This is a genomic window from Streptomyces sp. NPDC045998 (genome assembly GCF_056430285.1).
In genome coordinates this window covers 172,883-198,334 of sequence record NZ_JBWKLJ010000003.1, presented here as the reverse complement: position 1 = coordinate 198,334, position 25,452 = coordinate 172,883, and the positions used below count along the sequence as shown (strand labels likewise).

Here is a 25,452-nt window from a genome sequence, read left to right as displayed (position 1 = left end):
GTGGTCCCGGGTTCAACGACATACCGCCCCTCCCCGGAGGTTCCCCGTGCCCTCCCGCCGCGCCCTCCTGCTCGCCGCCGCCACCGCCCCCCTCACCGCCCCCCTCACCGCGTCGGTCCCCTCGGCTTCCCCCGCCGCCACCGACGCCTACGACACCCTCCGCCTCACCTGGCGCGACCTCATCCTCGGCACCGGCTTCACCCCCACCGCCGAGCCGTACGCCACCAAGCTCGCCGACCTCGGCACCACCGCCCGGGGCCTGCGCGCCGCCATGGCCCCGGCGGCCGGGTCCCTGTGGCCCGACCTGCCCTACGCCGACCCCGAACCGGACACCGACGCCGAGTCGTACGCGTACTCCGGCAACCTGGGCACCAGCTACCACCGCCTGCGCACCATGGCCGAGGCGTACGCCCAGCCCGGCACCGGACTCACCGGTGACACCACCCTGCGCGCCGAGATCCTCACCGGGCTCGACCACCTCCACGACCAGGCGTACCACGCCTCCCAGGCCCGCTACGGCAACTGGTACAACTGGCAGATCGGCATCCCGCAGGCCCTGCTGGACATCGATGTCCTGCTGTACGACCACCTCGGCGCCGCCCGCGTCGCCGCACACTGCGCCGCCGTCGACCACTTCGTCCCCGACAGCGCGGTCGCCGCCTACTCCGGCACCTCCACCGGCGCCAACCGCGTCGACCTGTGCCGCGTCCTCGCCCTGCGCGGCGTCCTCGGCAAGACCCCCGCCAAGCTCGCCCTCGCGCGCGACGCGCTCTCGCCCGTCTTCCCGTACGTCACCTCCGGCGACGGGCTGTACGCCGACGGCAGCTTCATCCAGCACCTGTACGTGCCGTACGCCGGGTCGTACGGCGCCGTGATGCTCGGCGGGCTCGCCCACCTCTTCGCCCTGCTGAAGGGGTCGGCGTGGGAGGTCACCGACCCCGGACGGCAGGTCGTCCTCGACTCCGTCGAGAAGGCGTACGCGCCCTTCCTCTACAACGGCCTCGCGATGGACGGCGTCTCGGGGCGGGCCGTCAGCCGGGGCGTCCAGCAGGCCGACACCCGCCGGGTCCGCCAGGACGACCACCTGCGCGGGCACTCCCTCATCGCCTGCGTCGCGCTGCTCGCGCGCACCGCCTCCGCCACCGAGAAGGCGCGCTGGGAGTCCATGGTCAAGGGCTGGATCGCCCGCGCGTACTTCAGCCCCCTCCTCTCCAGCCCGGCCCTCGGCGTCGCCGCCCTCTCCCGCCTCAAGGCCGTCGCCGACGGCCCGACCGCCCCCAGCCCCGAACCGGTCGGCCACCGGCTCTTCCCCGCCATGGACCGCGCCGTCCACCGCCGCCCCGGCTGGGCCGCCGCCCTGTCCATGGCCTCGCACCGCATCACGTACTACGAGAACGGCAACGGCGAGAACCTGCGCGCCTGGCACAGCGGCTCCGGAATGCTCTACTGGTGGGGCGACACCTATGCCAACGGCCAGTACAGCGACGACTTCTGGCCCACCGTCGACCCCTACCGGCTGCCCGGCACCACCGCCTCCCGCAAGGCCCTGGCCGATGCCGAGGGCGGGGCGTGGGGCGTGGCGCGGCCCGACGTGCGCTGGGTCGGCGGGACCACGGACGGCACGTACGCCGCCGTCGGCCAGTACCTCAAGGGCCTGTCCTCCACGCTCCTCGCCAAGAAGTCCTGGTTCTTCCTCGATGACGCCGTCATCTGCCTCGGTGCCGGCATCCACGGCCGCGACGGAGCCCGCGTCGAGTCGACCGTCGACAACCGCAACCTGGGCGCCGCCGGAGTCCACGGCTTCACCGTCGACGGCGCGGCCCAGTCCACCGCCCCCGGCTGGAGCGCCGCCCTCACCGGCGCCCGCTGGGCGCACCTCGCCGGGCACGGCGGGTATGTCTTCCCCGGGGGCGCGCCCAGCGGCCTCAAGGCGCTGCGCGAGGCACGCACGGGCGCCTGGTCCACCATCAACAAGGGGGCGAGCACGGACCCTGTCACCCGCCGCTATCTGACGCTCTGGTTCGACCACGGGACCGATCCCACGTGGGCGACGTACGCCTACGTCCTCATGCCGGGCGCCACGGCCGCGCAGACCTCGGCCCGCGCCGCCGACGCCTCCTGGTCGGCGGTGCTCGCCAACACCAACGACCAGCAGGGAGTCCGCGTGCCCGCGCTCGGCTTCACGGGCGTCACCTTCTGGCTCGCCGGGACGGCCGGGCCGGTGACGGTCTCCGCGCCCGCGAGCGTCCTCGTCCGCGAGACCGCCGACACCGCCACCGTGTGCGTCTCCGGGCCCCTGCGGGACGGCGCCGCGATCGACCTGACCTGGCGCCGGGCCGTGGCGTCCGTCGTGTCCAAGGACCCCTCCGTCCAGGTGCTGTCGACCGGCTCCGCGCTGACGCTGCGGATCACGCCCGGCACACTGGGCGCCGTCCACAAGGCGGTGGTGCGACTGGCGTGAACCGCGCTCAACCGGTCCACACCACTTCCCCCGGGAGGCTCCCGTGCCGCCGAACGTGCCCGACTGGACTCGCCGCACCTTTCTCGCCGCCGCCACCTGCGTCACCGCTCTGGGATGGAACGTGACAGCAGCAGCCCCCGACGCCCACGCCGACGACGCCGACGCCGACTTCGAGGGGCTGCGCCGCCGCTGGCTCGGCCTCCAGCTCGGCACCGGCTACGACCCGGCCGCCGAACCGTACGCCTCCCGCCTCGCCGAGACCGGCGACCTCGCCGCCCGCTTCCGCGCCTCCATGGCCCCCACCGCCACCACCCTGTGGCCCGGCTACCCCTTCGACCCGCCCTCCGGCATCACCCAGAGCTACCACCGCCTGTGGGCCATGACCCAGGCGTACGCCCAGCCGGGCACCGGCCACACCGGCGACCCCGGCCTCCTCGCCGACGTCCTGCGCGGCATCGACCACCTCTCCGAGCGCGTCTACCACCCCTCCACCACCCGCTACGGCAACTGGTGGGAGTGGCAGATCGGCAGCCCCCGCCTCCTCATGGACATCACCGCCACCCTGTACGAGGAGCTGGGTCCGGCCCGGGTCGAGGCCGCCTGCGCCGCCGTCGACCACTTCATCCCGGACGCGGTGCTCACCGACTACAGCGGCACCTCCACCGGCGCCAACCGCGTCGACCTGTGCCGCTCCGTCGCCCTGCGCGGCGTCCTCGGCCGCCGCCCCGACAAGATCGCCCTCGCGCGCGACGCACTCTCGCCCGTCTTCCCGTACGTCACCTCCGGTGACGGGCTCTACGCCGACGGCGGCTTCGTGCAGCACACGTGGGTGGCGTACTCGGGCACGTACGGACAGGTCATGCTCGACGGCCTCGGCCGCCTCTTCGCCCTGCTCGCCGGCTCCCCGTGGGAGGTCACCGACCCCGCCCGCCAGATCGTCCTGGACTCGGTCGAGAAGGCGTACGCGCCCCTCCTCTACAACGGCCTGATGATGGACAGCGTCAACGGACGCGCCATCAGCCGCGGACTGCTCCGCAACGACGTCCGGGGCACGATGCGCAGCGACCACTACCACGGGCAGGGCGTCATGGCCGCCATCGCGCTGCTCGCGGCCGCCGCCGGCCCCGCCGAGCGCGCCCGCTGGCACGCGCGCGTGAAGGGCTGGATCGAACGCGACACCGTCTCCCCGGTCCTCACCGCCGGTCAGTTCGGCGTCGCCGACCTCGCCCGGCTGCACGCGGTCGCCGCCTCGCCCGTCCCCGCCGCGCCCGAACCCGTCGGGCACACCCTCTTCGCCTCCATGGCGAGAGCCGTGCACCGCCGCCCCGGCTGGGCCGCCAACATCGCCATGGCCTCCGACCGCATCGCGTACTACGAGTGCGGCAACGGCGAGAACCCGCGCGGCTGGCACACCGGCGCCGGAATGCTCTCCTGGTGGACCGACTCGACCGGCGGCCAGTACACCGACTGGTTCTGGCCCACCGTCGACTGGTACCGGCTCCCCGGCACCACCGTGTCGACCAAGCGGCTCCCCGACCGCGCGGGCGGCGAATGGGGTGCGCCCAAGCCCGACGTGCGCTGGGTCGGCGGGGTGACGGACGGCGAGTACGCCGCCGTCGGCCAGCACCTGCGCGGCCTCGGCTCGACCCTGGACGCCCGCAAGTCCTGGTTCTGCGCCGCCGACGCCGTGGTCTGCCTCGGCGCCGGCATCACCGCCGCCGACGGCGTCCCCGTCGAGACGATCGTCGACAACCGCTGCCTCGGCGAAGCCGGTACGCAGCGCCTCACCACCGGCACCCACTGGGCCCACCTCGAAGGCCACGGCGGTTGGATCCTCCCGGACGGTACGGCGGCGCTGCGCACCCTGCGCGAGGACCGCACCGGCGCCTGGCGCGACATCAACACCACCTCCACCACCGAACGCCGCACCCGCCGCTACCAGACCCTCTGGCTGGACCACGGCACCGACCCGGCCGACGCCTCGTACGCGTACGTCCTGATGCCCGGCGCCGCCGTGCGCACCGTCGCCGCCCGCGCGCACGACCCCCACTGGCTGAAGGTCCTCGCCAACACCGCCGCCCAGCAGGCCGTCGCCGTACGCTCCCTCGGCCTGACCGCCGCGAACTTCTGGCAGCCCGGTACGGTGGGGCCGCTCAGCGCGACCGCCCCGGCGAGCGTGCTCGTCCGCCGGCGGGGCCGGACCGCCACCCTCCACATCAGCGAGCCGCCGCGCACCGGCGCACCCCTGGAGATCACCTGGCACCATCCCGCCCACCGCGTCCTCGGCCGTGATCCGGCCGTCGAGGTCCTGGCGACCGGCCGTACGCTGCGGCTGCGCGTCACCCCGGGCACGGCCGGGGCGGGCCACCGCTGCGAGGTGGCGGTGAGCTGACCCTTGTCGGACCCCCACAAGGGTGAGCGGCCGGGGGCTGGCACTTCCACCGCTCGGCCGAATGGTTCTGTTCAAGGCTCACAGCAGATCAGTCTGGAGACTGTACGGAGTCGACGGCGGGATTTTCTTGGTCGGCTTCGTAGGGTCGGTACATGACCGTTGTCGACGAAACCCAGAGCGAGCCGACCGACGCCCGGGGGCGTGTGGCCGAGCTGCACGCCCTGCGCGAGGAGGCCCGCCGTGGCCCGAGTGACCGTGCGACGGAAGCGCAGCACGCCAAGGGCAAGCTGACCGCGCGTGAGCGCATCGAGCTGCTCCTGGACCCGGACTCGTTCCACGAGGTCGAGCAGCTGCGCCGACACCGTGCCACCGGCTTCGGTCTGGAGAACAAGAAGCCCTACACGGACGGTGTGATCACCGGCTGGGGCACGGTCGAGGGCCGCACGGTCTTCGTCTACGCGCACGACTTCCGGATCTTCGGCGGCGCGCTGGGCGAGGCCCACGCCACCAAGATCCACAAGATCATGGACATGGCCATCGCGGCCGGCGCGCCGCTGGTCTCCCTGAACGACGGCGCCGGAGCCCGTATCCAGGAGGGCGTCTCCGCGCTCGCCGGCTACGGCGGCATCTTCCAGCGCAACACGCGCGCCTCGGGTGTCATCCCGCAGATCAGCGTGATGCTCGGCCCGTGCGCGGGTGGCGCGGCCTACAGCCCGGCGCTGACGGACTTCGTCTTCATGGTCCGCGACACCTCGCAGATGTTCATCACCGGCCCCGACGTGGTCAAGGCGGTGACGGGCGAGGAGATCACCCAGAACGGCCTGGGCGGCGCCGACGTCCACGCCGAGACCAGCGGCGTCGCGCACTTCGCGTACGACGACGAGGAGACCTGCATCGCAGAGGTGCGCTACCTGCTGTCGATGCTGCCGTCCAACAACCGCGAGAACCCGCCGACGCACACGAGCGACGACCCGGCGGACCGCCGCTCGGACGTCCTGCTCGACCTGGTCCCGGCCGACGGCAACCGGCCGTACGACATGGCCAAGGTCATCGAGGAGCTCGTCGACGACGGCGACTACCTGGAGATCCACGAGCGCTGGGCGCGCAACATCATCTGCGCCCTGGCCCGCCTCGACGGCCAGGTCGTCGGCATCGTCGCCAACCAGCCGCAGACGCTGGCCGGTGTGCTGGACATCGAGGCGTCCGAGAAGGCCGCCCGCTTCGTCCAGATGTGCGATGCCTTCAACATCCCGATCATCACGCTGCTGGACGTCCCCGGCTTCCTGCCGGGCGTCGACCAGGAGCACGGCGGCATCATCCGCCACGGCGCCAAGCTGCTGTACGCGTACTGCAACGCCACCGTGCCGCGCATCTCGCTGATCCTGCGCAAGGCCTACGGCGGCGCCTACATCGTCATGGACTCCCAGTCCATCGGCGCCGACCTCACCTACGCCTGGCCGACGAACGAGATCGCGGTCATGGGCGCCGAGGGCGCGGCCAACGTCATCTTCCGCCGCCAGATCGCCGACGCCGAGGACCCCGAGGCCATGCGCGCGCGCATGGTCAAGGAGTACAAGGCCGAGCTGATGCACCCGTACTACGCCGCCGAGCGCGGTCTCGTGGACGACGTCATCGACCCCGCCGAGACCCGCTCCGTGCTCATCGCCTCGCTGGCGATGCTCCGCACGAAGCACGCCGACCTGCCGTCCCGCAAGCACGGCAACCCGCCCCAGTAAGACCCCGTAGGAGACCTTCGTGACCAACGCTTCCCTCCTCCGCGTCGAGAAGGGCCACGCCGACCCCGAGGAACTGGCCGCCATCACCGCCATCCTCATGGCCCGCGCGGGCGCCCGGCCCGCCGACGCGGCCACCGAGCCCCGCCGCTCCACGGCCGGCTGGCGCCGCCTGGAGCGCCAGTCCGGCTTCCGCGCCCCGCACAGCTGGCAGGGCTGACACCCCGGCACCGACGAAGGGCCCCGCGTTCCTCACGGAACGCGGGGCCCTTCGCCATGCCCACAGGGGCGTACGGCCGACACGGGAAAGGCCCGCGCACCTTTTCGGTGCGCGGGCCTTTCCGTGAACCCCCGAAGACCTACCGCAGGCGGGCCATCAGCGCGTGTTCCACGAGCGTGATGAGGGCGCTCTTGGCGTCGGCGCGGTGGCGGGCGTCGGTGGTGATGATGGGGGTGTCGGGGCCGATCTGGAGGGCTTCGCGGACCTCGTCGGGGGTGTACGGCTGGTGGCCGTCGAAGCCGTTGAGGGCGATGACGAAGGGGAGCCCGCTGTTCTCGAAGTAGTCGACGGCGGGGAAGCAGTCGGCGAGGCGGCGGGTGTCCACCAGGACGACGGCGCCGATGGCGCCGCGGACGAGGTCGTCCCACATGAACCAGAAGCGGTCCTGTCCGGGGGTACCGAAGAGGTACAGGATCAGGTCCTGGTCCAGGGTGATGCGGCCGAAGTCCATGGCCACGGTCGTGGTGGTCTTGTCGCCGGTGTGGGTGAGGTCGTCGATTCCGGCGGACGCGGACGTCATGACGGCCTCGGTACGCAGCGGGTTGATCTCCGAGACGGCACCGACGAACGTGGTCTTGCCCACGCCGAAGCCGCCCGCCACCACGATCTTCGCGCTGGTGGTTGAGCGGGCTGCACCGCCGCTAGAGCTTGCGAAGTCCACTGAGCACCCTTTCGAGCAGTGTCACGTCTGGCTGGCCGCCGGCGGACTCGTCGCCGCCGGGCTGGTGGATGGCGACAAGTCCGGCCTCCGCCAGGTCGGCGACGAGGATCCGGGCAACGCCGAGGGGGATGGAGAGAAGCGCCGAGATCTCAGCCACCGACTTGATCTCGAAGCACAGCCGGCAGATCCGCTGGTGCTCGGGCAACTGCCCTTGCAGCCGCGACGGATCGGCCGTGGTCGACACCAGCGCCTCGATGGCGAGCTGGTAACGCGGCCGCGTCCGGCCGCCGGTCATGGCGTACGGACGGACCAACGGATTGTGGGTGTTCCCCGCGGAGCCCGACGACGAGGCCGAACCCGACTGCGGGCCCCTGCGCCGCTGCTGCCCCGGCTGGATGCGCGGAGCCTGCGGCTGTACGTACGACGGAGGTCCCTGGTAGGGCTGCTGGGTGCCGTGTCCGCTCGGCGCCGAAGGGAAGTTGAAGCGGTTCTGGCCTGCCTCACCCTGTGACTGATGCGCACCGTCGTATGGGTGGTGTCCGCCCGGGGGTGTTGCCACGTTTCTTCCTCCTCCGACTACCGTTCGCCGGTCCATGTCCCTGTGGACCCGCGCCACCGCACCTTATGGCGCGGTGGCGATAAACGCACGGTCCGTCTGCTAGTTGAGAAGACTTCCCTGGAGTTCCGCCCGCAGATCCGGGGTAAGGACAGTGCCCGCACGGTCGACCAGAAGCGCCATCTCGTAGCCGACGAGACCGATGTCGGCGTCCGGGTGGGCGAGGACGGCCAGCGAGGAGCCGTCCGAGATCGACATGATGAAGAGGAAGCCGCGCTCCATCTCCACCACGGTCTGGTTGACCGCACCGCCTTCGAAGATCCGGGACGCCCCCGCGGTCAGCGAGGTCAGTCCGGAGGCGACGGCGGCGAGCTGGTCGGCACGGTCACGGGGAAAACCCTCGGACATCGCCAGCAGGAGTCCGTCGGCGGAGACCACCACCGTGTGGGACACCCCGGGGGTGTTGTCCACGAAGTTGGTGATCAACCAGTTCAGATTCTGCGCCGCCTGGCTCATCGGGCTCACACTAACGCTCCTGGTTGTAGGTGCTACCCGGGCCGAGGCCCGGTCCGTTCGTGTCCGTTCCCGCGTTGCGTCCCTGCTGGACGCCGCGGCGCAGGTTGCTCAACCTGCCTCGCACGTCCTCAGGGGCGCGGGAGACCTGTGGGCCGCCCTGCGGGGTCTGCTCTGCCTTGCCCTCGACCAGATTGGCCTTGGGTACCCGCCGCGGCAGTCCGGAGGGGGTGACCCCGCCGGCCGCGGGCTTGCGGAGCTTCTCGGCCCGCTGCCAGCGCTCGTCGTTCGTCGAACGCCAGCTCTCGGAACCGTCCTCGCCCTGCGAAGCCTGCTGCTGCGAACCCTGCTGCTGCGGAGTCTGCTGCGCCTGCTGCTGCGACCGCTCCTGCGACCGGTCCTGCTGCTGCGGAGCCTGCTGCCGCGTGGGCTGCTGCTGGCCGCTGCTGCCACGGCGCGGCAGACCGGCGTCGGTCAGCTCGTGTCCGTTGCTCGGGGCGGGACCCGAGGAGAAGCCTACGCGCTCAGGGCCGTTCGTGTGACCGTCCTGCGCAGATTCCGATTCCGTACCGAACGCTTCCTCGTAGCCGCCCGCGTACGCACCCTGATCCGGCCAGTCGCCCTGGTGGGCACTGGTCTCGAAGGAGCCGTCGTACTGCTGCTGCTGACCGTCCCGGTCCGGGAACACCGATTCCGTATAGCCGGGTTCGGGGTACTCGCCCGTGGCGTATTCACCGGTCGCGTACTCACCCGTGGCGTACTCGCCGGTCGGGTACTCCTGACCGCCGAACTGGTCGTAGCCGTTCTGCGGGTACGCGGCCTGCGGCTCGTACGCCTGCTGCTGCTGGTCGTACTGCTGGTCGTACTGCTGCTGCTCGCGCTGCGCCTCGTAGGGGTCGCGCTGCGGCTCGTACGCCTCCTGGGGCTGCCCGTAGGCGCCCTGGGGCTGCTGGTCGGACTCGTCGCGGAACAGCTGCGCGCCCAGCGCCGCACGGCGCTCCTCGCGCATCAGCGAGCGGCCCACCGGGTCCAGCGCGGTGTCCTGGCCCGAGCCCTGCTCGTAGCGCGAGTCGTCGAAGCCCAGCTCCGCCGCCGTACGCACCGGGGCGGCCTCGTACGCCTGCTGTTCCGGGATGATCTGGGAGACGGTGAAGTCGTCCTCCATCGCCGGGTCGCCACCGCCACCGTGGGTGATCGCGTCCGGGAGCATGACCAGCGACGTCGTACCGGCCTGCTCGCCCGAGGGGCGCAGCTGGACGCGGATGCCGTGCCGGTCGGCGAGGCGGCCGACCACGAAGAGGCCCATGCGCTGCGAGATCGCGGCGTCGACGGTCGGCGGGTTCGCCAGCTTGTGGTTGATGTCCGCGAAGTCCTCGGCGGTCAGGCCGATGCCCTTGTCGTGGATCTCGATCATCACGCGGCCGTCGGGCAGACGGGTCGCGGTGACGCGGACCTTGGTCTGCGGCGAGGAGAACGTGGTGGCGTTCTCCAGCAGCTCGGCGAGCAGGTGCACGAGGTCGGTCACGGCCTGGCCGTGGATCTCCGACTCGGGTACGCCGGTGAGCTCGATGCGCTCGTACTGCTCCACCTCCGAGGAGGCGGCGCGCAGGACGTCCACCAGCGGAACCGGCTGGTTCCAGCGGCGGCCGGGCTCCTCGCCCGCGAGGATGAGGAGGTTCTCGCCGTTGCGGCGCATACGGGTCGCCAGGTGGTCCAGCTTGAAGAGGTTCTCCAGCTGGTCCGGGTCGGCCTCGTTGTTCTCCAGGTCGGTGATCAGGGTCAGCTGGCCCTCGATCAGCGACTGGTTGCGCTGCGACAGGTTGGTGAAGATCGCGTTGACGTTGCCCCGCAGGAGGGCCTGCTCGGCGGCGAGCCGGACGGCCTCGCGGTGGACCTGGTCGAAGGCGCGGGCGACCTCGCCGATCTCGTCCTGGGAGTTGATCGGGATGGGCTGCACGCGGGTGTCCACGCGGCCCGGGTCGGTGCGCGAGAGCTGGTCGACCAGCATCGGCAGGCGCTGCTCGGCGACGTCGAAGGCGGCGGTACGCAGCCGGCGCATCGATGTGCTCATCTGGCGGGCCATCATCCCGGCGAGGATGAACGCGGCGAGGAGGGCGATCACGACGATGCCACCGGTGACGAACGCGTCCGTCTGGGCGTCGGCGGAGATGTTCTCGGCCTCTTCCACGGCCTTGGTGACGAGGTCGGACTCGATCTCGCTGTAGCCCTCGAACTTCGCCGTCGCGGCGCCCATCCAGGTCTCGGGAGTGATGTGCTTCTCCCGCAGGTCCTTGATGGCATCGGCGTCCTTGGCCTTGCCGATCTCGGCGGCCATGCCCCCGAAGACGGAGCCCTGCTTGTCCTGGGGCGGGTCGAGGCCCGCCTCCTTGAGCCGCTTGGCGCCCTCGGTCGCCTTGCCCGTCATGACCTGGACCAGCTTCTCCTGGTCCTCGGCGGTGCCGCCGGAGACGTACTCGCCGAGGGCGATCTGCTCCAGGTAGTTGTACGAGTTGAAGGCGACGGACTGCTCGGCGAAGGTGGCGTCGTCCTTGCTCGGCCGGGTCAGCAGGTGCATGCCGATGGAGCGCTGCAGCGACTCGGCGGCCTTGGCGAGCTGGATGGCGTAGACCGTACGGCCGTAGGCGGTGACGTTGCCGGTACCGAGGCCCAGCTCGTTGGCGAACTCCATCAGCGAGTGCTGGACCTTGACGTAGCCCTCTTCGGTCTTCGTCGGGTCCATGGCCCTGGTGTACGCGGTCTCGCGCAGCTGCTCCAGGGTGGGCTCCTCCGCGCGGAAGAGCTTCAGACGACGCTGGAGGCCCGGGTCGTCGGGCATGTTCTGGACGGCGGCGTCGAACTTCGCCTTGGCGGCGTCGGTCTTGGCGTACGCCTCCTTGACCGGGGCGGCCTCGCGGTCCTCGGCGCTCTTCGCGGTCAGCAGGGGCGCGGCGGTGAGGTCACGCTCGTTGAGGAGGGCCCCGCCGTACTCGGAGGCGGCGCGCACGAGGAGGGCCGTCTTCTCGGCGTCCTGGGCTTCGTTCCAGGTGTCGATGGACGACTTCACCTGGAAGCCGCCCATGACGAGGCCGACCAGCACGGGTATGAGGAGGATCGCGTTCAGCCTGGTCGGCACCCGCCAGTTGCGCGGGGACAACTTGCTTGTGCTGCCGGTGCCGGCGGCGGGGCCGTCCGACGGTGTTCCGGGCGCATCGGCAGGCGGCACCGCAGTGCGCGCGGGCGGGGTGAAGTTTCCCCGCGCCTGCTGCTCCGCGGCGCTGTTCTTGCTTCGCCTCACTCGACCAACAACCTCTCGGCGCCGGCACCTACGTTGTGCCGTTTTTCTGTTCAGGGCCGTACTACTCGGGAGTTCGTCGCATTGCAGCACGTAAAGCCGCCGCGTTCCAAACAGCGGGATTCGGCCGCCGTCACTGGTCCAGACCCCCGATAAAACGGGCATAAAGAGCGAGCCCCGCCAAAAGGCGGGGCTCACGTGAGCGCAGCGGCACCGCGCGAACGCGGGTCGTGTCCGGCGCGCCCCAATTCTCTGTCGAAACGTTATGTTTGCGCGGGCCGACCGTGTCCCAGGACACATGCCGACCCGCTCTCCATTCACTGGATGTCTACGACAACTACCGTATATCCACGCCTACTTGAGCCGTGCCATCAGTGCGTGTTCCACGAGCGTGATGAGGGCGCTCTTGGCGTCGGCGCGGTGGCGGGCGTCGGTGGTGATGATGGGGGTGTCGGGGCCGATCTGGAGGGCTTCGCGGACCTCGTCGGGGGTGTACGGCTGGTGGCCGTCGAAGCCGTTGAGGGCGATGACGAAGGGGAGCCCGCTGTTCTCGAAGTAGTCGACGGCGGGGAAGCAGTCGGCGAGGCGGCGGGTGTCCACCAGGACGACGGCGCCGATGGCGCCGCGGACGAGGTCGTCCCACATGAACCAGAAGCGGTCCTGTCCGGGGGTACCGAAGAGGTACAGGATCAGGTCCTGGTCCAGGGTGATGCGGCCGAAGTCCATGGCCACGGTCGTGGTGGTCTTGTCGCCGGTGTGGGTGAGGTCGTCGATTCCGGCGGACGCGGACGTCATGACGGCCTCGGTACGCAGCGGGTTGATCTCCGAGACGGCACCGACGAACGTGGTCTTGCCCACGCCGAAGCCGCCCGCCACCACGATCTTCGCGCTGGTGGTCGAACGGCCGCCGCCTCCGGCGCCGCCGCTAGAGCTTGCGAAGTCCACTGAGCACCCTTTCCAGCAGCGTCACGTCCGGCGTACCGCCGGCCTCTCCATTGCCCGGCTGGTGGATCGCCACCATGCCCGCCTCCGCCAGGTCGGCGACGAGGATCCGCGCCACACCCAGCGGCATCGACAGCAGCGCCGACACCTCCGCCACCGACTTCACCTCACGGCACAGGTGGCAGATCCGCTGGTGCTCGGGAAGCAGGCTTCCCACGTGCGCCGGGTCGGCGGTCGTGCTGACCAGCGCCTCGATGGCGAGCTGGTAGCGCGGCCGGGTCCGTCCGCCGGTCATGGCGTACGGACGGACCAGCGGCTGATCGCCTTCGTGTCCGTACGCGGCGTCCAAGGACGCGCCGTACGGATCGTGAGAGGCGGTGGGCGGGGTCATGGATCCTCCGGGTCGTGACAGCAGGTCCACTGCGTGCCGTCGTGACGGGGCCGGTGGGGGGCCGGATGGGGCGGCCGACAAATGAACAAGAACGAGAGGCGGTACGTACACGAGGGGGGAGGGAGTACGTACCGCCCCGGGGTTGAGCTAACGGAGCAGGCTGCCCTGGAGCTCGGCTCTGAGGTCCGGGGTCAGAACGCTGCCGGCCCGGTCGACCAGCAGCGTCATCTCGTAGCCGACGAGGCCGATGTCGCAGTCGGGGTGCGCGAGCACCGCCATGGAGGAGCCGTCCGAGATCGACATGATGAAGAGGAAACCGCGTTCCATCTCCACCACGGTCTGCGCGACCGGCCCGCCTTCGAAGATCCGGGACGCCCCCGCGGTCAGCGAGGTCAGTCCGGACGCCACGGCCGCGAGCTGGTCCGCGCGGTCGCGGGGGAATCCCTCCGACATGGCCAGCAGCAGGCCGTCGGCGGAGACCACCACGGTGTGGGACACCCCGGGGGTGTTGTCCACGAAGCTGGTGATCAACCAGTTCAGGTTCTGCGCCGCTTGGCTCATCGGGCTCAACTAACGCTCCTGCGGGTGAGTGGGGCCGATATTGAAGCTGCCAGTCGTCGAGCCGCCTGCCTGGCGGCCCTGCTGGATGCCCCGTCGGAGGTTGGTCAGCCGACCGCGCACGTCGTCGGGCGCGCGCGAGACCTGCGGACCGGACTGGTGCTGCTGCTCCTGCGCGGTGCCCGGCACCAGGTTGGCGCGCGGCACCCGCTTGGGCAGGCCGGACGTGGTGACGCCACCGGCCGCGGGCTTGCGGACCCGCTCGGCCTGGCGCACCAGTTCGTCGTTGGGGGACGTGCGCCAGGCGGCCGTGGTGGCCGCGTCCGGCCGGGCGGCCGCGCGCTGCTGCTGGGCCGGCTGCTGCGGTACGACGGGGACGGGAACCGTCTGGTCGTGCGCGGCGAACCGGTCCTGCTGCTGCTGGGCCTGCTGCTGGGCCTGCTGCTGGTGCTGCTGCTGGGACTGCTGCGGCTGGGCCTGCTGGTTTTGGGCCTGCTGGTTCGGCTGCTGGGCCTGGCGGCCGTCCTGCTGCGCGGAACCGTGGAACCAGTTGGTCTCCAGCGTGTCGTACAGCGGCGTGCGACCGTCCCCCGACTGCGGAGCGGCCGGCAGCGCGTACTGACCGGTGGCCTCGGGCTCCTCGTGGCCGCGCGGCGCGTCCAGCGGCGTGGTCCGCTGCTGCGGGGGCACGGGGGCCTGGTCGCTGCCCCAGCTGGTGGTCTGCGGGCGCGAGGGGCGCTGCGGCTGCTGCTGGGCCGGCTGCTGGGGCTGGCGTGCCTGCTGCGGCTGCTGCTGCTGCGGGGAGCCTCCGGGCAGTTCGGCACGCGGACCGCCGGAGGCCCCGGGCAGCTGCTGCTGCCGGCGCCGGGCCGGCTGCTGGCCCTGCTGCCGGCCCCGCTGGGGTCCGGCCTGCGGGGCGTTCGCCTGTGAGGCGCCCGTCTGCGGGGCCTGGGTGTTCTGCCAGATGTCCGAGCGGGTCGGGATGCCCCCGGTCGCGGGGTCACCGGCGCCGTTGAAGGAGCCCGCGAGGCCCGCGTCCTGACGCTGCGGTTCCTGCGGCTGCGGGGACTGGGGCTGCTGCGGCTGCTGGTGCTGGGTCTGCTGCGGCTGGTTCGGCCGGGCGTGCTGGCCCTGCCGCGCAGGCTGCTGACCGCCGGGCTGACCGGGCTGACCGGCCTGCGCCGTCCGGCCCGCGGAGCCCGCGCCGCCCACCTGACCGCGCGCCGCACCGGCACCGGCACCGACACCGGCTCCGGCGCCGAAGCCCGCACCGGGGCCGCCCTGGCCGCCGGGACCACCGGGCAGGCCGGGCCGACCGCCACCGGCCGCACCCGGGCCGCCGGTCAGACCCGCCCGGCCACCGGCCGGGCCCTGCGGCATCGCGCCCTGGCCACCGGGGCCACCGGGGCCGCCCGGACCGCCCTGGCCCGGCTTGCCCGGGAGCTTGCCGCCCTGGGCGACGTCCACGGGGAGCATGACCAGTGCCGTCGTACCGCCCGAGTCGGACGGCCGCAGCTGGATGCGGATGCCGTGTCGCAGGGACAGGCGGCCGACCACGAACAGACCCATGCGCCGGGAGACCGACACGTCCACGGTGGGCGGCGACGCCAGTCGCTCGTTGATCGCGGCGAGGTCCTCGGGGGAGAGGCCGATGCCGGTGTCGTGGATCTCGACGAGCACGCGCCCGTCGGGCAGGGCGTGACCGGTGACGCGCACCTTGGTCTGCGGCGAGGAGAACGACGTGGCGTTCTCCAGCAGCTCGGCGAGGAGGTGCACGAGGTCGTTGACGACGCGGCCGGCGACCTCGGTCGCCGGGACCGAGGCGAGCTCGATGCGCTCGTACTGCTCCACCTCGGACGCGGCGGCGCGGAGCACGTCGACGAGCGGGACGGGCCGGGTCCACCGGCGCCCCGGCTCCTCACCGGCGAGGACGAGCAGGTTCTCACCGTTACGGCGCATACGCGTCGCGAGGTGGTCGAGCTTGAAGAGCGAGGACAGCTGGTCCGGGTCGGCCTCGCGCGACTCCAGCTCGGAGATAAGCGACAGCTGACGCTGGATCAGACCCTGGGAGCGGCGCGAGAGGTTGGTGAACATCGCGTTGACGTTGCCCCGCAGCAGGGCCTGCTCGGCGGCGAGGCGGACCGCCTCGCGGTGCACGTCGTCGAAGGCCGCGGCCACCTGGCCGATCTCGTCCCGGGAGTGCACACCGACCGACTCCACGGACGTGTCCACGTCCTGCGGGTCGGACTCGGACAGCTGCTTGACCAGCTCGGGCAGGCGCTCCTGGGCGACCTTGGTCGCGGTGTCCTGGAGGCGGCGCAGCGAGCGGATCATGGAGCGGGCCACCACGAAGGCGCCGATCAGCGAGACGCCGAGGACGAGCAGGATGAGCGCACCGTTGATGATGGCGTCGCGCTGCTCCTCCTGGCGCAGCTCACGGGCCTTGGTGTCCATCTCGCCGAGGAGCTGGAACTCGATGCGCTTCATGGCCTGGATCTTGGAGTCGTACTCGTCGGTCCAGTCCAGGTAACCGCGCGGCGGCTGGGTCTCCATGCCGCTGGCGTCGTTCAGCACGCGGTCCGCGTACTTGTCGGCCTCGACGATGTTGGGGTTGCCGGTGTTGAGCGGGGCCAGCAGGTCCGTGGCGTCGCCGCCGGAGGACGAGTAGATCGCCTGGAAGGACTGCAGGGCCGCGCGCTCGTTGCTGCGGGCGGCCTGGCCGTAGAGGCGGTCGTTCGGGTTGAGGTTGCCCTTCTCCCGGTCGCTCTTCGGCAGCGCGGCGGCGATGATCGCGCGCTGGATGGACGCGTACTCCTTGGCGGACGAGAACGCCGCCAACGCACGCGTGCGCTTGATCATGTCGGGGTTGCTGGTCGCCTGGGCCATGTCCTGGGAGAGGCTCAGCAGCGACTCGATCAGCCGGCTGTAGCGCTCGACCGTCTGCGAGTGCTGCACGCCGTCCTTGTAGGCGTCCTTGCGGATGTCCCCGAGGGTGATCACCTGGGTGGCGATCTGGTTCACGTTCGACCGGATCGACTGCAGGGCCTCGTCGTCCTGGGTGTCGCCGATCTCCTCGGTGGCGTCCAGGAAGGCCTTCTGCGCGAGGTCGGCCGTCTTGCGCTTCTCGGTGATCTTGTAGTCCGAGCTAATCGGACCGTCCGCGTCGGTGCGGTTGGCGAGCGGGCCCGCCGTCAGGTCGCGCTCCTCCTGGAGCGCCTGGGCGAGGTCGGTCGCCTCTTTGGTGAGCTTGGTGAGCAGCTGCATGTGATCCAGCTGCTCCATGTCGTTCATGGACTCGTTGATACGGAGTCCACCCAGCGTGGTCGCGGCGACCACGGGCAGGGCGAGCAGGGAGACGAGACGGGTGCTGATGCGCCAGTTGCGCAGGGCTATTCGGGAGCCGGCGTCACTCGGCCCGGCGCCCTTGCCCTTGGCGCCCTTCGCGGCCTTGGTGCCCTTGACACCCTTGCCCTTCGGAGCGGCCGGGGACTCGGAGCCGCCCGGTGCGGCACTCCCGCGGCCGGCGCCGTCACCGGCGGCCGCCTGTCCGGGGTTCTGGGTGCGCTGGGGTGAGGAGCCGCGGTCGGTCCCGCCGCGCGGCTCCTGCTCCGCCGCAGCTTCCCCTCGGCCCTTGCGGGCCGGGGGAGACCCCATGCCATCCCTCTTGAAACGTCCCTGCACTAGCGTCGCAACCTCTGGACCAGGCGTCCCTCCGCGTGAACGGAGAGGACGATGTCGGCGTCGTGGAGCGCGAGTCGCGCTCCATGGTGGTCGTGAGTGACCGGCGCAGATCCCCTTCCCGCCGCCGCTTCGGCGCTGCGTTGCGCCCGCTGCGCGCCGGTCTGATTCCGCGGCGGTGCGTGGAATTCCAGCACAGTGCCGGAACTCCAACAAGGGCGACGGTACCCACCCCGGGCCCGGTCGCGGAGTGTGCGCGGCGGCTCACCGTACGTGGAAGCCGTTAGGGGAGGAAACGGACTTCAGTGGACGAGTCGCTTACGGGCGGGGGGTGTCCTAGTCGCCATGATCAGGAGCGGAATGGGCGCTTCACACGTGCAATGTCCGTTTTCACTGGTCCAACCAGCGGCCTGAAACGTCCGGATTGTCCATGCTGTCGTGAGCAAACTCACATATAGATCGGTGCCTCTTACCGCTATGGGCGGGGAATCGAATGTTTAGCCTGACGCTTTACATAGACACCCGTTCTGTAAGCCCCTACCTGCCGAGGTCCGACCCACCGATGAAGACGACGATGATCATCCGCTCCATCGCCAACCCCCGCCGCACCACCCTGGCGCACCTGGCCGACGCCGGTGAGCTCGCCCAGGGCGTGAAGCCGGAGCACCCGACGGACCTCCCGGCCAGCACCGCCAACCCGCGGCGCACGACCCTCATGGACGCCCCGGTCCCCGCCGCGCGGTAATCCGGCAGGTCGGCCGCGCCTCCCGCGTTAGCCTGGAGCGTCAGACTCCAGTCACCAGCGGAAGTAAGGGGCACGGCATCCCGTGCGCATCGCCAGGTTCTCCATCGACGGCAATGTCGCCTTCGGCGCGGTCGAGGGCGACGCCGCCCCCGGCACCGAGGGCGGTCTCGTCCTCGACATCATCAAGGGTATTCCGTACGGGGACTTCGAACTCAGCGGGACCAAGGTCCCGCTGAGCAAGGTCCGCCTCCTGCCGCCCGTCCTCCCGAACAAGGTCGTGGCCATCGGCCGCAACTACGCGGAGCACGCCGCGGAGCTCGGCAACGAGGTCCCCGACGTCCCCGTCGCCTTCTTCAAGCCCACCACCTCGGTGATCGGCTCCGGCGACGCCATCGAGTACCCCACCTTCTCGAACGAGCTCCACCACGAGGCGGAGCTCGCCGTCGTGATCGGCCGCATGTGCCGCGAGGTCCCGCGCGAGCGCGTCAAGGACGTCGTCTTCGGCTACACCTGCGCCAACGACGTCACCGCGCGCGACGTCCAGCAGCGCGAGAAGCAGTGGGCCCGCGCCAAGGGCTTCGACACCTCCTGCCCGCTCGGCCCCTGGGTGGAGACCGACCTCGACCCGGGCGACCTCACGATCCAGTGCACGGTCAACGGCGAACAGCGCCAGCTGGGTCGTACGAGCGACATGATCCGCTCCGTGGAGGACCTGGTCGTCCACATCACCGAGGCCATGACGCTGCTCCCCGGCGACGTCATCCTCACGGGCACCCCGGCCGGAGTCGGACCGCTCAACGTCGGCGACGAGGTCGCCGTCACCATCGAAGGCATCGGCACTCTCACCAACAAGGTGATCAAGCGTGGCTAACGCGATCCGCGTACGTTTCTGTCCCTCGCCGACCGGCAACCCCCACGTGGGCCTGGTCCGCACCGCCCTGTTCAACTGGGCCTTCGCCCGGCACCACCAGGGCACCATGGTCTTCCGCATCGAGGACACCGACGCGGCCCGCGACTCGGAGGAGTCCTACCACCAGCTCCTCGACTCGCTGCGCTGGCTCGGCCTCGACTGGGACGAGGGCCCCGAGGTCGGCGGCCCCCACGCGCCGTACCGCCAGTCGCAGCGCATGGAGATCTACAAGGAGATCGCCGACAAGCTGCTCGCCGGCGGCCACGCGTACCGCTGCTACTGCACCGCCACCGAGCTCGACGAGCGCCGCGAGGCCGCCCGCGCCGCCGGCAGGCCCTCCGGCTACGACGGCACGTGCCGCGACCTCACCGCCGAGCAGAAGGCGGCGTACGAAGCGGAGGGCCGCGAGTCGATCGTCCGCTTCCGGATGCCCGACGAGCCGATCACCTTCACCGACCTGGTCCGCGGCGAGCTCACCTTCACCTCGGAGAACGTCCCGGACTACGGCATCGTCCGCGCCAACGGCGCCCCCCTCTACACGCTCGTCAACCCCGTCGACGACGCGCTGATGGAGATCACCCACGTCCTGCGCGGCGAGGACCTGCTCTCCTCCACCCCGCGCCAGATCGCCCTCTACAAGGCGCTGATCGAGCTGGGCGTCGCCAAGACCATCCCCGCCTTCGGCCACCTGCCGTACGTCATGGGCGAGGGCAACAAGAAGCTCTCCAAGCGCGACCCGCAGGCCTCGCTGAACCTCTACCGGGAGCGCGGCTTCCTCCCCGAGGGCCTGCTGAACTACCTCTCGCTCCTCGGCTGGTCCTTCTCCGCCGACCAGGACGTCTTCACCATCCCCGAGATGGTCGAGAAGTTCGACATCGCGGACGTCAACGCCAACCCGGCCCGCTTCGACCTGAAGAAGGCCGAGGCGATCAACGCCGACCACATCCGCCGCCTGGACGTGAAGGCGTTCGCCGAGGCCTGCGAGCCCTGGCTGCGCGCCCCGCACGCCCCCTGGGCCCCGGAGGACTTCGACCGCGCGGCCTGGGAGGCCATCGCGCCGCACGCCCAGACCCGTCTGACCGTGCTCTCCGAGATCACGCAGAACGTCGACTTCCTCTTCCTCCCGGAGCCCGTCGAGGACGAGGCGTCCTGGCAGAAGGCCATGAAGGAGGGCTCCGACGCCCTGCTGCGCACGGCCCGCGCCAAGCTGGAGGCGGCCGACTGGACCAGCCCCGAGTCCCTCAAGGAGGCCGTCCTCGCCGCCGGCGAGGAGCACGGCCTCAAGCTCGGCAAGGCCCAGGCCCCGGTCCGCGTCGCGGTCACCGGCCGCACGGTCGGCCTGCCGCTCTTCGAGTCCCTGGAGATCCTCGGCAAGGACCGCACGCTGGCCCGCATCGACGCGGCCCTGGCGAAACTCGGCGCCTGACCCCGGCCCGGCGGTACCGTCGGGACCATGCCGATCCGCGCGGTCCTCTGGGACATCGACACTGTGCCGATTCGGGGGATAACCCCCGAACCCCCAGCAGGGGCGGCGCTCGGCGATACGGTTGCACCATGCCGATCCGCGCGGTCCTCTGGGACATCGACACTGTGCCGATTCGGGGGATAACCCCCGAACCCCCAGCAGGGGCGGCGCTCGGGGATACGGTTGCACCATGCCGATCCGCGCGGTCCTCTGGGACATCGACGACACGATCTTCGACTACGCCAGCGCCGACCGCGCCGGAATGCTGCACCATCTGAAGGCCGAGGGCCTGGTGGACGGATACGACTCCGTCGACCAGGCCCTCAGCCGTTGGAAGGAGCTCACCACGCACCACTGGCGCCGCTTCGAGGCGGGTGGCGTGGCCTTCGAGGACCAGCGCCGGGACCGGGTGCGCGACTTCGTGGGGCGGTCGCTGAGCGACGCGGAGGCCGACGAGTGGTTCGGGCGGTACCTGCGGCACTACGAGGCCGCCTGGGTGCTCTTCCCGGACACCCTGCCCGTGCTGGACGTCCTGGCGGCCGACTACCGCCACGCCGTCCTGTCGAACTCCAGCATCCGCAACCAGGAGCGCAAGCTGCGGTCCCTGGGCGTGCGCGACCGGTTCGAGGCGCTGCTGTGCGCGGCCGAGCTGGGCGTCGCCAAGCCCGCGCCGGAGGCGTTCCACGCCGCCTGCGACGTCATGAACCTGCCGCCCGAGGAGGTGGCGTACGTGGGGGACCAGCCCGACATCGACGCCCGGGGCGCCGTCGAGGCGGGCCTGAAGGGCATATGGCTGGATCGCACGGGGGTCGGCGGGCGGCCCGAGCTGATCAGGATCACCGGCCTCGACCAGCTCCCTGGGGTGCTCCGCCGGCTGCGCGGCGATACCCGTTTTGGAGCCCAGGACACCTTCGGGTAATGTTCTTCCTGCGCCGAGGGGAGCGGGCCGAAAAGCCCGAAACTCCAGAGCGTAACCCGAACAAAACCCTCGCGAGGGGGTTGAGTTTTGGTGGCCTATGGTGTAATTGGCAGCACGACTGATTCTGGTTCAGTTAGTCTTGGTTCGAGTCCAGGTAGGCCAGCTCGCAGAGCTCATCTGCAAAGCCCCCGTTGTGTAGCGGCCTAGCACGCTGCCCTCTCAAGGCAGTAGCGCCGGTTCGAATCCGGTCGGGGGTACAGATCCTTCCCGCGTGACCGCCTGGGTAGCTCCCATGGTCACGATGCAGGATCGCTAGGGCCCCCGTTGTGTAGCGGCCTAGCACGCCGCCCTCTCAAGGCGGTAGCGCCGGTTCGAATCCGGTCGGGGGTACCAACTGGTCTAAACCACCAGTGGCCTATGGTGTAATTGGCAGCACGACTGATTCTGGTTCAGTTAGTCTTGGTTCGAGTCCAGGTAGGCCAGCGGATCGTACAGCGTACAGATCTTGCCCCCGTTGTGTAGCGGCCTAGCACGCCGCCCTCTCAAGGCGGTAGCGCCGGTTCGAATCCGGTCGGGGGTACGCATAGAGGAAGCCCTCCCCAGCAGGGGAGGGCTTCTTCGCGTTCCTGGCGCGTTCCTGGTGTAAAGGGACAACTCCGCCCCGCCGCTGCGGCGTTGAAGCGGCGGGGTCGAAGAGGGAAGCAGGGCGGGGTCAGCCGGAGCGGCGCAGCGCCTCGGTCAGGCGCGCGGCCGCGTCGATGACCGCCTGGGCGTGCATGCGCCCCGGGTGGCGCGTCAGACGCTCGATCGGGCCCGACACGGACACGGCGGCCACCACGCGGTTCGACGGGCCCCGTACGGGCGCGGAGACCGACGCCACGCCCGGCTCGCGCTCGCCGATCGACTGGGCCCAGCCGCGGCGCCGCACGCCCGACAGGGCCGTCGCCGTGAAGCGGGCGCCCTGGAGGCCGCGGTGCAGCCGCTCCGGCTCCTCCCAGGCCATGAGGATCTGGGCCGAGGAGCCGGCCTTCATGGTGAGCGTGGAGCCGACCGGCACGGTGTCCCGCAGACCGGACAGCCGCTCCGCCGCGGCGACGCAGATGCGCATGTCGCCCTGGCGCCGGTAGAGCTGCGCGCTCTCCCCGGTCACGTCACGCAGATGAGTCAGTACCGGTCCGGCCGTGGCCAGCAGGCGGTCCTCACCGGCCGCGGCGGCGAGCTCCGCCAGCCGCGGTCCGAGGATGAACCGGCCCTGCATGTCCCTCGCCACCATCCGGTGGTGTTCCAGTGCCACGGCAAGGCGATGTGCCGTGGGTCGTGCGAGCCCGGTCGCCGCGACCAGCCCGGCGAGGGTGGCCGGACCGGACTCCAGGGCGCTCAGAACCAGAGCTGCCTTGTCGAGAACGCCGACGCCGCTAGAGTTGTCCATGCAACGATATTCACGTCTCACTCTGTGAAACGCAAGTTCAATTTTCCAGGGAACTTGCGACCCTGTACTCACGGCCCGCGGACCAACGGGTCCCAAGCCGGCGTCCGGCACGTGGAACGGGGTACGGACGCGGGCCCCACAGATCTCTAGAGGTGCCGGCCCAAGACGCCGGCCGGAGGGAAAGCGATGGGTAGGACTCTCGCGGAGAAGGTCTGGGACGACCACGTCGTCCGGCGCGCCGAAGGCGAGCCCGACCTCCTCTACATCGATCTGCACCTGCTGCACGAGGTGACCAGCCCCCAGGCCTTCGAGGGGCTCCGCCAGGCGGGCCGGCAGGTGCGGCGGCTCGACCTCACCATCGCCACCGAGGACCACAACACGCCGACCCTCGACATCGACAAGCCCATCGCCGACCCGGTCTCCCGGGCGCAGCTGGAGACCCTGCGCAAGAACTGCGCCGAGTTCGGGGTCCGCCTGCACCCGCTGGGCGACGTCGAGCAGGGCGTCGTCCACGTCGTGGGACCCCAGCTGGGCCTGACCCAGCCGGGCACCACCGTGGTCTGCGGTGACTCCCACACCTCCACGCACGGCGCCTTCGGCGCTCTGGCGTTCGGCATCGGCACCTCCCAGGTCGAGCACGTGCTGGCCACCCAGACGCTGCCCATGGCCCGCCCGAAGACCATGGCGATCACCGTGGACGGCGAGCTGCCCGAGGGCGTCACCGCCAAGGACCTGATCCTGGCGATCATCGCCCGGATCGGCACCGGCGGCGGCCAGGGCTACGTCCTGGAGTACCGCGGTTCCGCCATCGAGAAGCTCTCGATGGAGGCCCGGATGACCATCTGCAACATGTCGATCGAGGCCGGCGCCCGCGCGGGCATGATCGCCCCGGACGAGACCACCTTCGCCTACCTGAAGGGCCGCCCGCACGCCCCGCAGGGCGAGGACTGGGACGCGGCGGTCGCGTACTGGAAGACGCTGAAGACGGACGACGACGCCGTCTTCGACGCCGAGGTCGTCATCGACGCCACCGCGCTGTCCCCGTTCGTCACCTGGGGCACCAACCCCGGCCAGGGCGCGCCGCTTTCGGCGAACGTCCCCGACCCCGCTTCGTACGAAGACGCTTCGGAGCGGCTGGCGGCGGAGAAGGCCCTGGAGTACATGGGGCTGACCGCCGGGCAGGCGCTGCGCGACATCAAGGTCGACACCGTCTTCGTGGGCTCCTGCACCAACGGCCGCATCGAGGACCTGCGCGCCGCGGCGGGCATCCTGGACGGCCGCAAAGTCGCCGACGGCGTACGGATGCTGGTCGTCCCCGGCTCGGTCCGGGTGGCCCTGCAGGCCGTCGAGGAGGGCCTGGACAAGGTCTTCAAGGAGGCCGGCGCCGAATGGCGGCACGCGGGCTGCTCCATGTGCCTGGGCATGAACCCCGACCAACTGGCGCCCGGTGAGCGTTCCGCGTCCACCTCCAACCGCAACTTCGAGGGCAGGCAGGGCAAGGGCGGCCGCACCCACCTGGTGTCGCCGCAGGTCGCCGCCGCCACCGCGGTGCTCGGCCATCTGGCCTCGCCCGCCGACCTGTCCGAAGCCCCCGCGACCGCCGGAGTCTGAGCAACCATGGAAGCCTTCACCACCCACACCGGCCGGGCCGTTCCGCTGCGCCGCAGCAACGTCGACACCGACCAGATCATCCCGGCGCACTGGCTGAAGAAGATCACCCGGGACGGGTTCGAGGACGGGCTGTTCGAGGCCTGGCGCAAGGACCCCGAGTTCGTCCTCAACCGCCCCGAGCGGCAGGGTGCCACCGTCCTGGTGGCCGGTCCGGACTTCGGCACCGGCTCCTCGCGCGAGCACGCCGTCTGGGCGCTGCAGAACTACGGCTTCAAGACCGTCATCTCGTCCCGCTTCGCGGACATCTTCCGCGGCAACTCGCTGAAGAACGGCCTGCTCACGGTCGTCCTCGACCAGAAGGTCGTGGACGCGCTGTGGGAGCTCACCGAGGCCGACCCGCAGGCCGAGATCACCGTCGACCTCCAGGACCGACAGGTGCGCGCCGAGGGCATCGTCGCCGACTTCGAGCTCGACGAGAACGCCCGCTGGCGGCTGCTGAACGGCCTGGACGACATCAGCATCACGCTGCGGGAAGAGGCCGACATCGCGGCGTACGAGGCGAAGCGCCCCGCCTACAAGCCGCGGACCCTCCCGGTCTGACCCACCACGCCCCTTCCGGTGCCCCCGGCCGATCGACGGCCGGGGGCACCGGTGTGTGCGCCCTCCGGCAGCTTCTTCAGGTTGGCGTGAAAGTGACCTTGCCGGGCAGTGGAATGACGTGCGCGGGGCCATCCGGCTGACACCTCCCGCGTGTGTCGCGGCTTCTCCGGAGCCGCCTTTCCGGCGCGGCGCGGCGCACCCCAACTCACCCCGTACAAAGGGGGTTTGAGGCCCGGCCCGGGGGTACCCGAATGCCGTCCGGGCAAGCGGTGAAAGGCCGTTGGGGCATGACAGTTACCCCCTACGGAGGCGACAA

Annotated in this window: 19 protein-coding genes and 5 tRNA genes; 15 read left to right on the top strand and 9 right to left on the bottom strand. The window is 70.9% G+C overall.

The features are described 5' to 3' along the window. Positions 1-46: 46 nt before the first annotated feature. The 4 genes from AC07FJ_RS09930 (at position 47) to AC07FJ_RS09915 (ending at position 6,806) form a co-directional block, all read left to right on the top strand. Entirely contained in the window at positions 47-2,461 is a 2,415-nt protein-coding gene (locus tag AC07FJ_RS09930; protein ID WP_479047217.1) for a polysaccharide lyase 8 family protein, read from the top strand. Positions 2,462-2,504: 43 nt separating this feature from the next. Beyond that, positions 2,505-4,853 carry a polysaccharide lyase 8 family protein gene (locus tag AC07FJ_RS09925; RefSeq protein ID WP_479047214.1) on the top strand — a complete coding sequence of 783 codons (2,349 nt, stop codon included), beginning with the start codon at positions 2,505-2,507 and terminating at the stop codon, positions 4,851-4,853. A gap of 152 nt (positions 4,854-5,005) precedes the next feature. After that, positions 5,006-6,589 carry an acyl-CoA carboxylase subunit beta gene (locus AC07FJ_RS09920; protein WP_361418503.1) on the top strand — a complete coding sequence of 528 codons (1,584 nt, stop codon included), beginning with the start codon at positions 5,006-5,008 and terminating at the stop codon, positions 6,587-6,589. Between the two features lie 19 nt (positions 6,590-6,608). Beyond that, positions 6,609-6,806 (top strand): acyl-CoA carboxylase subunit epsilon, encoded by a 198-nt coding sequence (locus tag AC07FJ_RS09915; protein WP_479047211.1) that lies wholly within the window; start codon positions 6,609-6,611, stop codon positions 6,804-6,806. A 139-nt stretch (positions 6,807-6,945) separates the two neighbouring features. Here the strand turns inward: AC07FJ_RS09915 and AC07FJ_RS09910 are convergent, their stop codons facing one another. The 8 genes from AC07FJ_RS09910 to AC07FJ_RS09875 form a co-directional block, all read right to left on the bottom strand. After that, entirely contained in the window at positions 6,946-7,527 is a 582-nt protein-coding gene (locus AC07FJ_RS09910) for a GTP-binding protein (RefSeq protein ID WP_069978110.1), read from the bottom strand. Further along, positions 7,508-8,086: a DUF742 domain-containing protein gene (locus tag AC07FJ_RS09905; protein ID WP_468285208.1), complete on the bottom strand. Its 579-nt coding sequence runs from the start codon at positions 8,084-8,086 to the stop codon at positions 7,508-7,510. The genes AC07FJ_RS09910 and AC07FJ_RS09905 overlap by 20 nt, the downstream gene beginning before the upstream one ends. A 99-nt stretch (positions 8,087-8,185) precedes the next feature. Then, positions 8,186-8,599 carry a roadblock/LC7 domain-containing protein gene (locus AC07FJ_RS09900; protein ID WP_030980891.1) on the bottom strand — a complete coding sequence of 138 codons (414 nt, stop codon included), beginning with the start codon at positions 8,597-8,599 and terminating at the stop codon, positions 8,186-8,188. Between the two features lie 10 nt (positions 8,600-8,609). Continuing rightward, positions 8,610-11,891 (bottom strand): sensor histidine kinase, encoded by a 3,282-nt coding sequence (locus AC07FJ_RS09895; RefSeq protein ID WP_479047208.1) that lies wholly within the window; start codon positions 11,889-11,891, stop codon positions 8,610-8,612. A 351-nt stretch (positions 11,892-12,242) separates the two neighbouring features. Further along, the gene (locus tag AC07FJ_RS09890; RefSeq protein ID WP_479047206.1) at positions 12,243-12,833 is read right to left on the bottom strand and encodes a GTP-binding protein; all 591 of its coding nucleotides are present in this window, start codon (positions 12,831-12,833) and stop codon (positions 12,243-12,245) included. Then, positions 12,814-13,221, bottom strand: a complete 408-nt coding sequence (locus AC07FJ_RS09885; protein WP_479047203.1) for a DUF742 domain-containing protein — start codon at positions 13,219-13,221, stop codon at positions 12,814-12,816. Before AC07FJ_RS09885 ends, AC07FJ_RS09890 begins: the two co-directional genes overlap by 20 nt. A 147-nt stretch (positions 13,222-13,368) precedes the next feature. Next, entirely contained in the window at positions 13,369-13,782 is a 414-nt protein-coding gene (locus tag AC07FJ_RS09880; RefSeq protein WP_361419743.1) for a roadblock/LC7 domain-containing protein, read from the bottom strand. A 9-nt stretch (positions 13,783-13,791) separates the two neighbouring features. Then, positions 13,792-17,433 (bottom strand): sensor histidine kinase, encoded by a 3,642-nt coding sequence (locus AC07FJ_RS09875; protein WP_479047201.1) that lies wholly within the window; start codon positions 17,431-17,433, stop codon positions 13,792-13,794. 586 nt (positions 17,434-18,019) lie between these two features. On the opposite strand from AC07FJ_RS09875, the gene AC07FJ_RS09870 reads away from it, so the two are divergent. The 9 genes from AC07FJ_RS09870 (at position 18,020) to AC07FJ_RS09830 (ending at position 22,076) form a co-directional block, all read left to right on the top strand. Continuing rightward, positions 18,020-18,202, top strand: a complete 183-nt coding sequence (locus AC07FJ_RS09870) for a hypothetical protein (protein ID WP_361428148.1) — start codon at positions 18,020-18,022, stop codon at positions 18,200-18,202. 82 nt (positions 18,203-18,284) lie between these two features. Further along, positions 18,285-19,073 carry a fumarylacetoacetate hydrolase family protein gene (locus AC07FJ_RS09865; RefSeq protein ID WP_468285217.1) on the top strand — a complete coding sequence of 263 codons (789 nt, stop codon included), beginning with the start codon at positions 18,285-18,287 and terminating at the stop codon, positions 19,071-19,073. Beyond that, positions 19,066-20,538: a glutamate--tRNA ligase gene (gene gltX / locus AC07FJ_RS09860; RefSeq protein WP_479047199.1), complete on the top strand. Its 1,473-nt coding sequence runs from the start codon at positions 19,066-19,068 to the stop codon at positions 20,536-20,538. The genes AC07FJ_RS09865 and gltX overlap by 8 nt, the downstream gene beginning before the upstream one ends. Before the next feature lie 229 nt (positions 20,539-20,767). Continuing rightward, the gene (locus AC07FJ_RS09855) at positions 20,768-21,496 is read left to right on the top strand and encodes an HAD family hydrolase (RefSeq protein ID WP_479047197.1); all 729 of its coding nucleotides are present in this window, start codon (positions 20,768-20,770) and stop codon (positions 21,494-21,496) included. Between the two features lie 91 nt (positions 21,497-21,587). Continuing rightward, positions 21,588-21,659, top strand: a tRNA-Gln gene (locus AC07FJ_RS09850). A gap of 21 nt (positions 21,660-21,680) precedes the next feature. Continuing rightward, positions 21,681-21,753: transfer RNA gene (locus AC07FJ_RS09845), tRNA-Glu, on the top strand. Positions 21,754-21,813: 60 nt separating this feature from the next. After that, positions 21,814-21,889 (top strand) — tRNA-Glu (locus AC07FJ_RS09840). An 18-nt stretch (positions 21,890-21,907) separates the two neighbouring features. Beyond that, positions 21,908-21,979, top strand: a tRNA-Gln gene (locus AC07FJ_RS09835). A gap of 24 nt (positions 21,980-22,003) precedes the next feature. After that, positions 22,004-22,076 (top strand) — tRNA-Glu (locus AC07FJ_RS09830). Positions 22,077-22,208: 132 nt separating this feature from the next. Here the strand turns inward: AC07FJ_RS09830 and ndgR are convergent. Beyond that, the gene (gene ndgR, locus AC07FJ_RS09825; RefSeq protein WP_355356330.1) at positions 22,209-22,925 is read right to left on the bottom strand and encodes an IclR family transcriptional regulator NdgR; all 717 of its coding nucleotides are present in this window, start codon (positions 22,923-22,925) and stop codon (positions 22,209-22,211) included. Between the two features lie 186 nt (positions 22,926-23,111). Here ndgR and leuC point away from each other — a divergent pair, with 186 nt between their 5' ends. Both leuC and leuD read left to right on the top strand, forming a co-directional pair. Continuing rightward, entirely contained in the window at positions 23,112-24,536 is a 1,425-nt protein-coding gene (gene leuC / locus AC07FJ_RS09820) for a 3-isopropylmalate dehydratase large subunit (protein WP_479047194.1), read from the top strand. Between the two features lie 6 nt (positions 24,537-24,542). Continuing rightward, the gene (leuD, locus tag AC07FJ_RS09815) at positions 24,543-25,136 is read left to right on the top strand and encodes a 3-isopropylmalate dehydratase small subunit (protein ID WP_355356326.1); all 594 of its coding nucleotides are present in this window, start codon (positions 24,543-24,545) and stop codon (positions 25,134-25,136) included. The last annotated feature ends 316 nt before the right edge of the window (positions 25,137-25,452 follow it).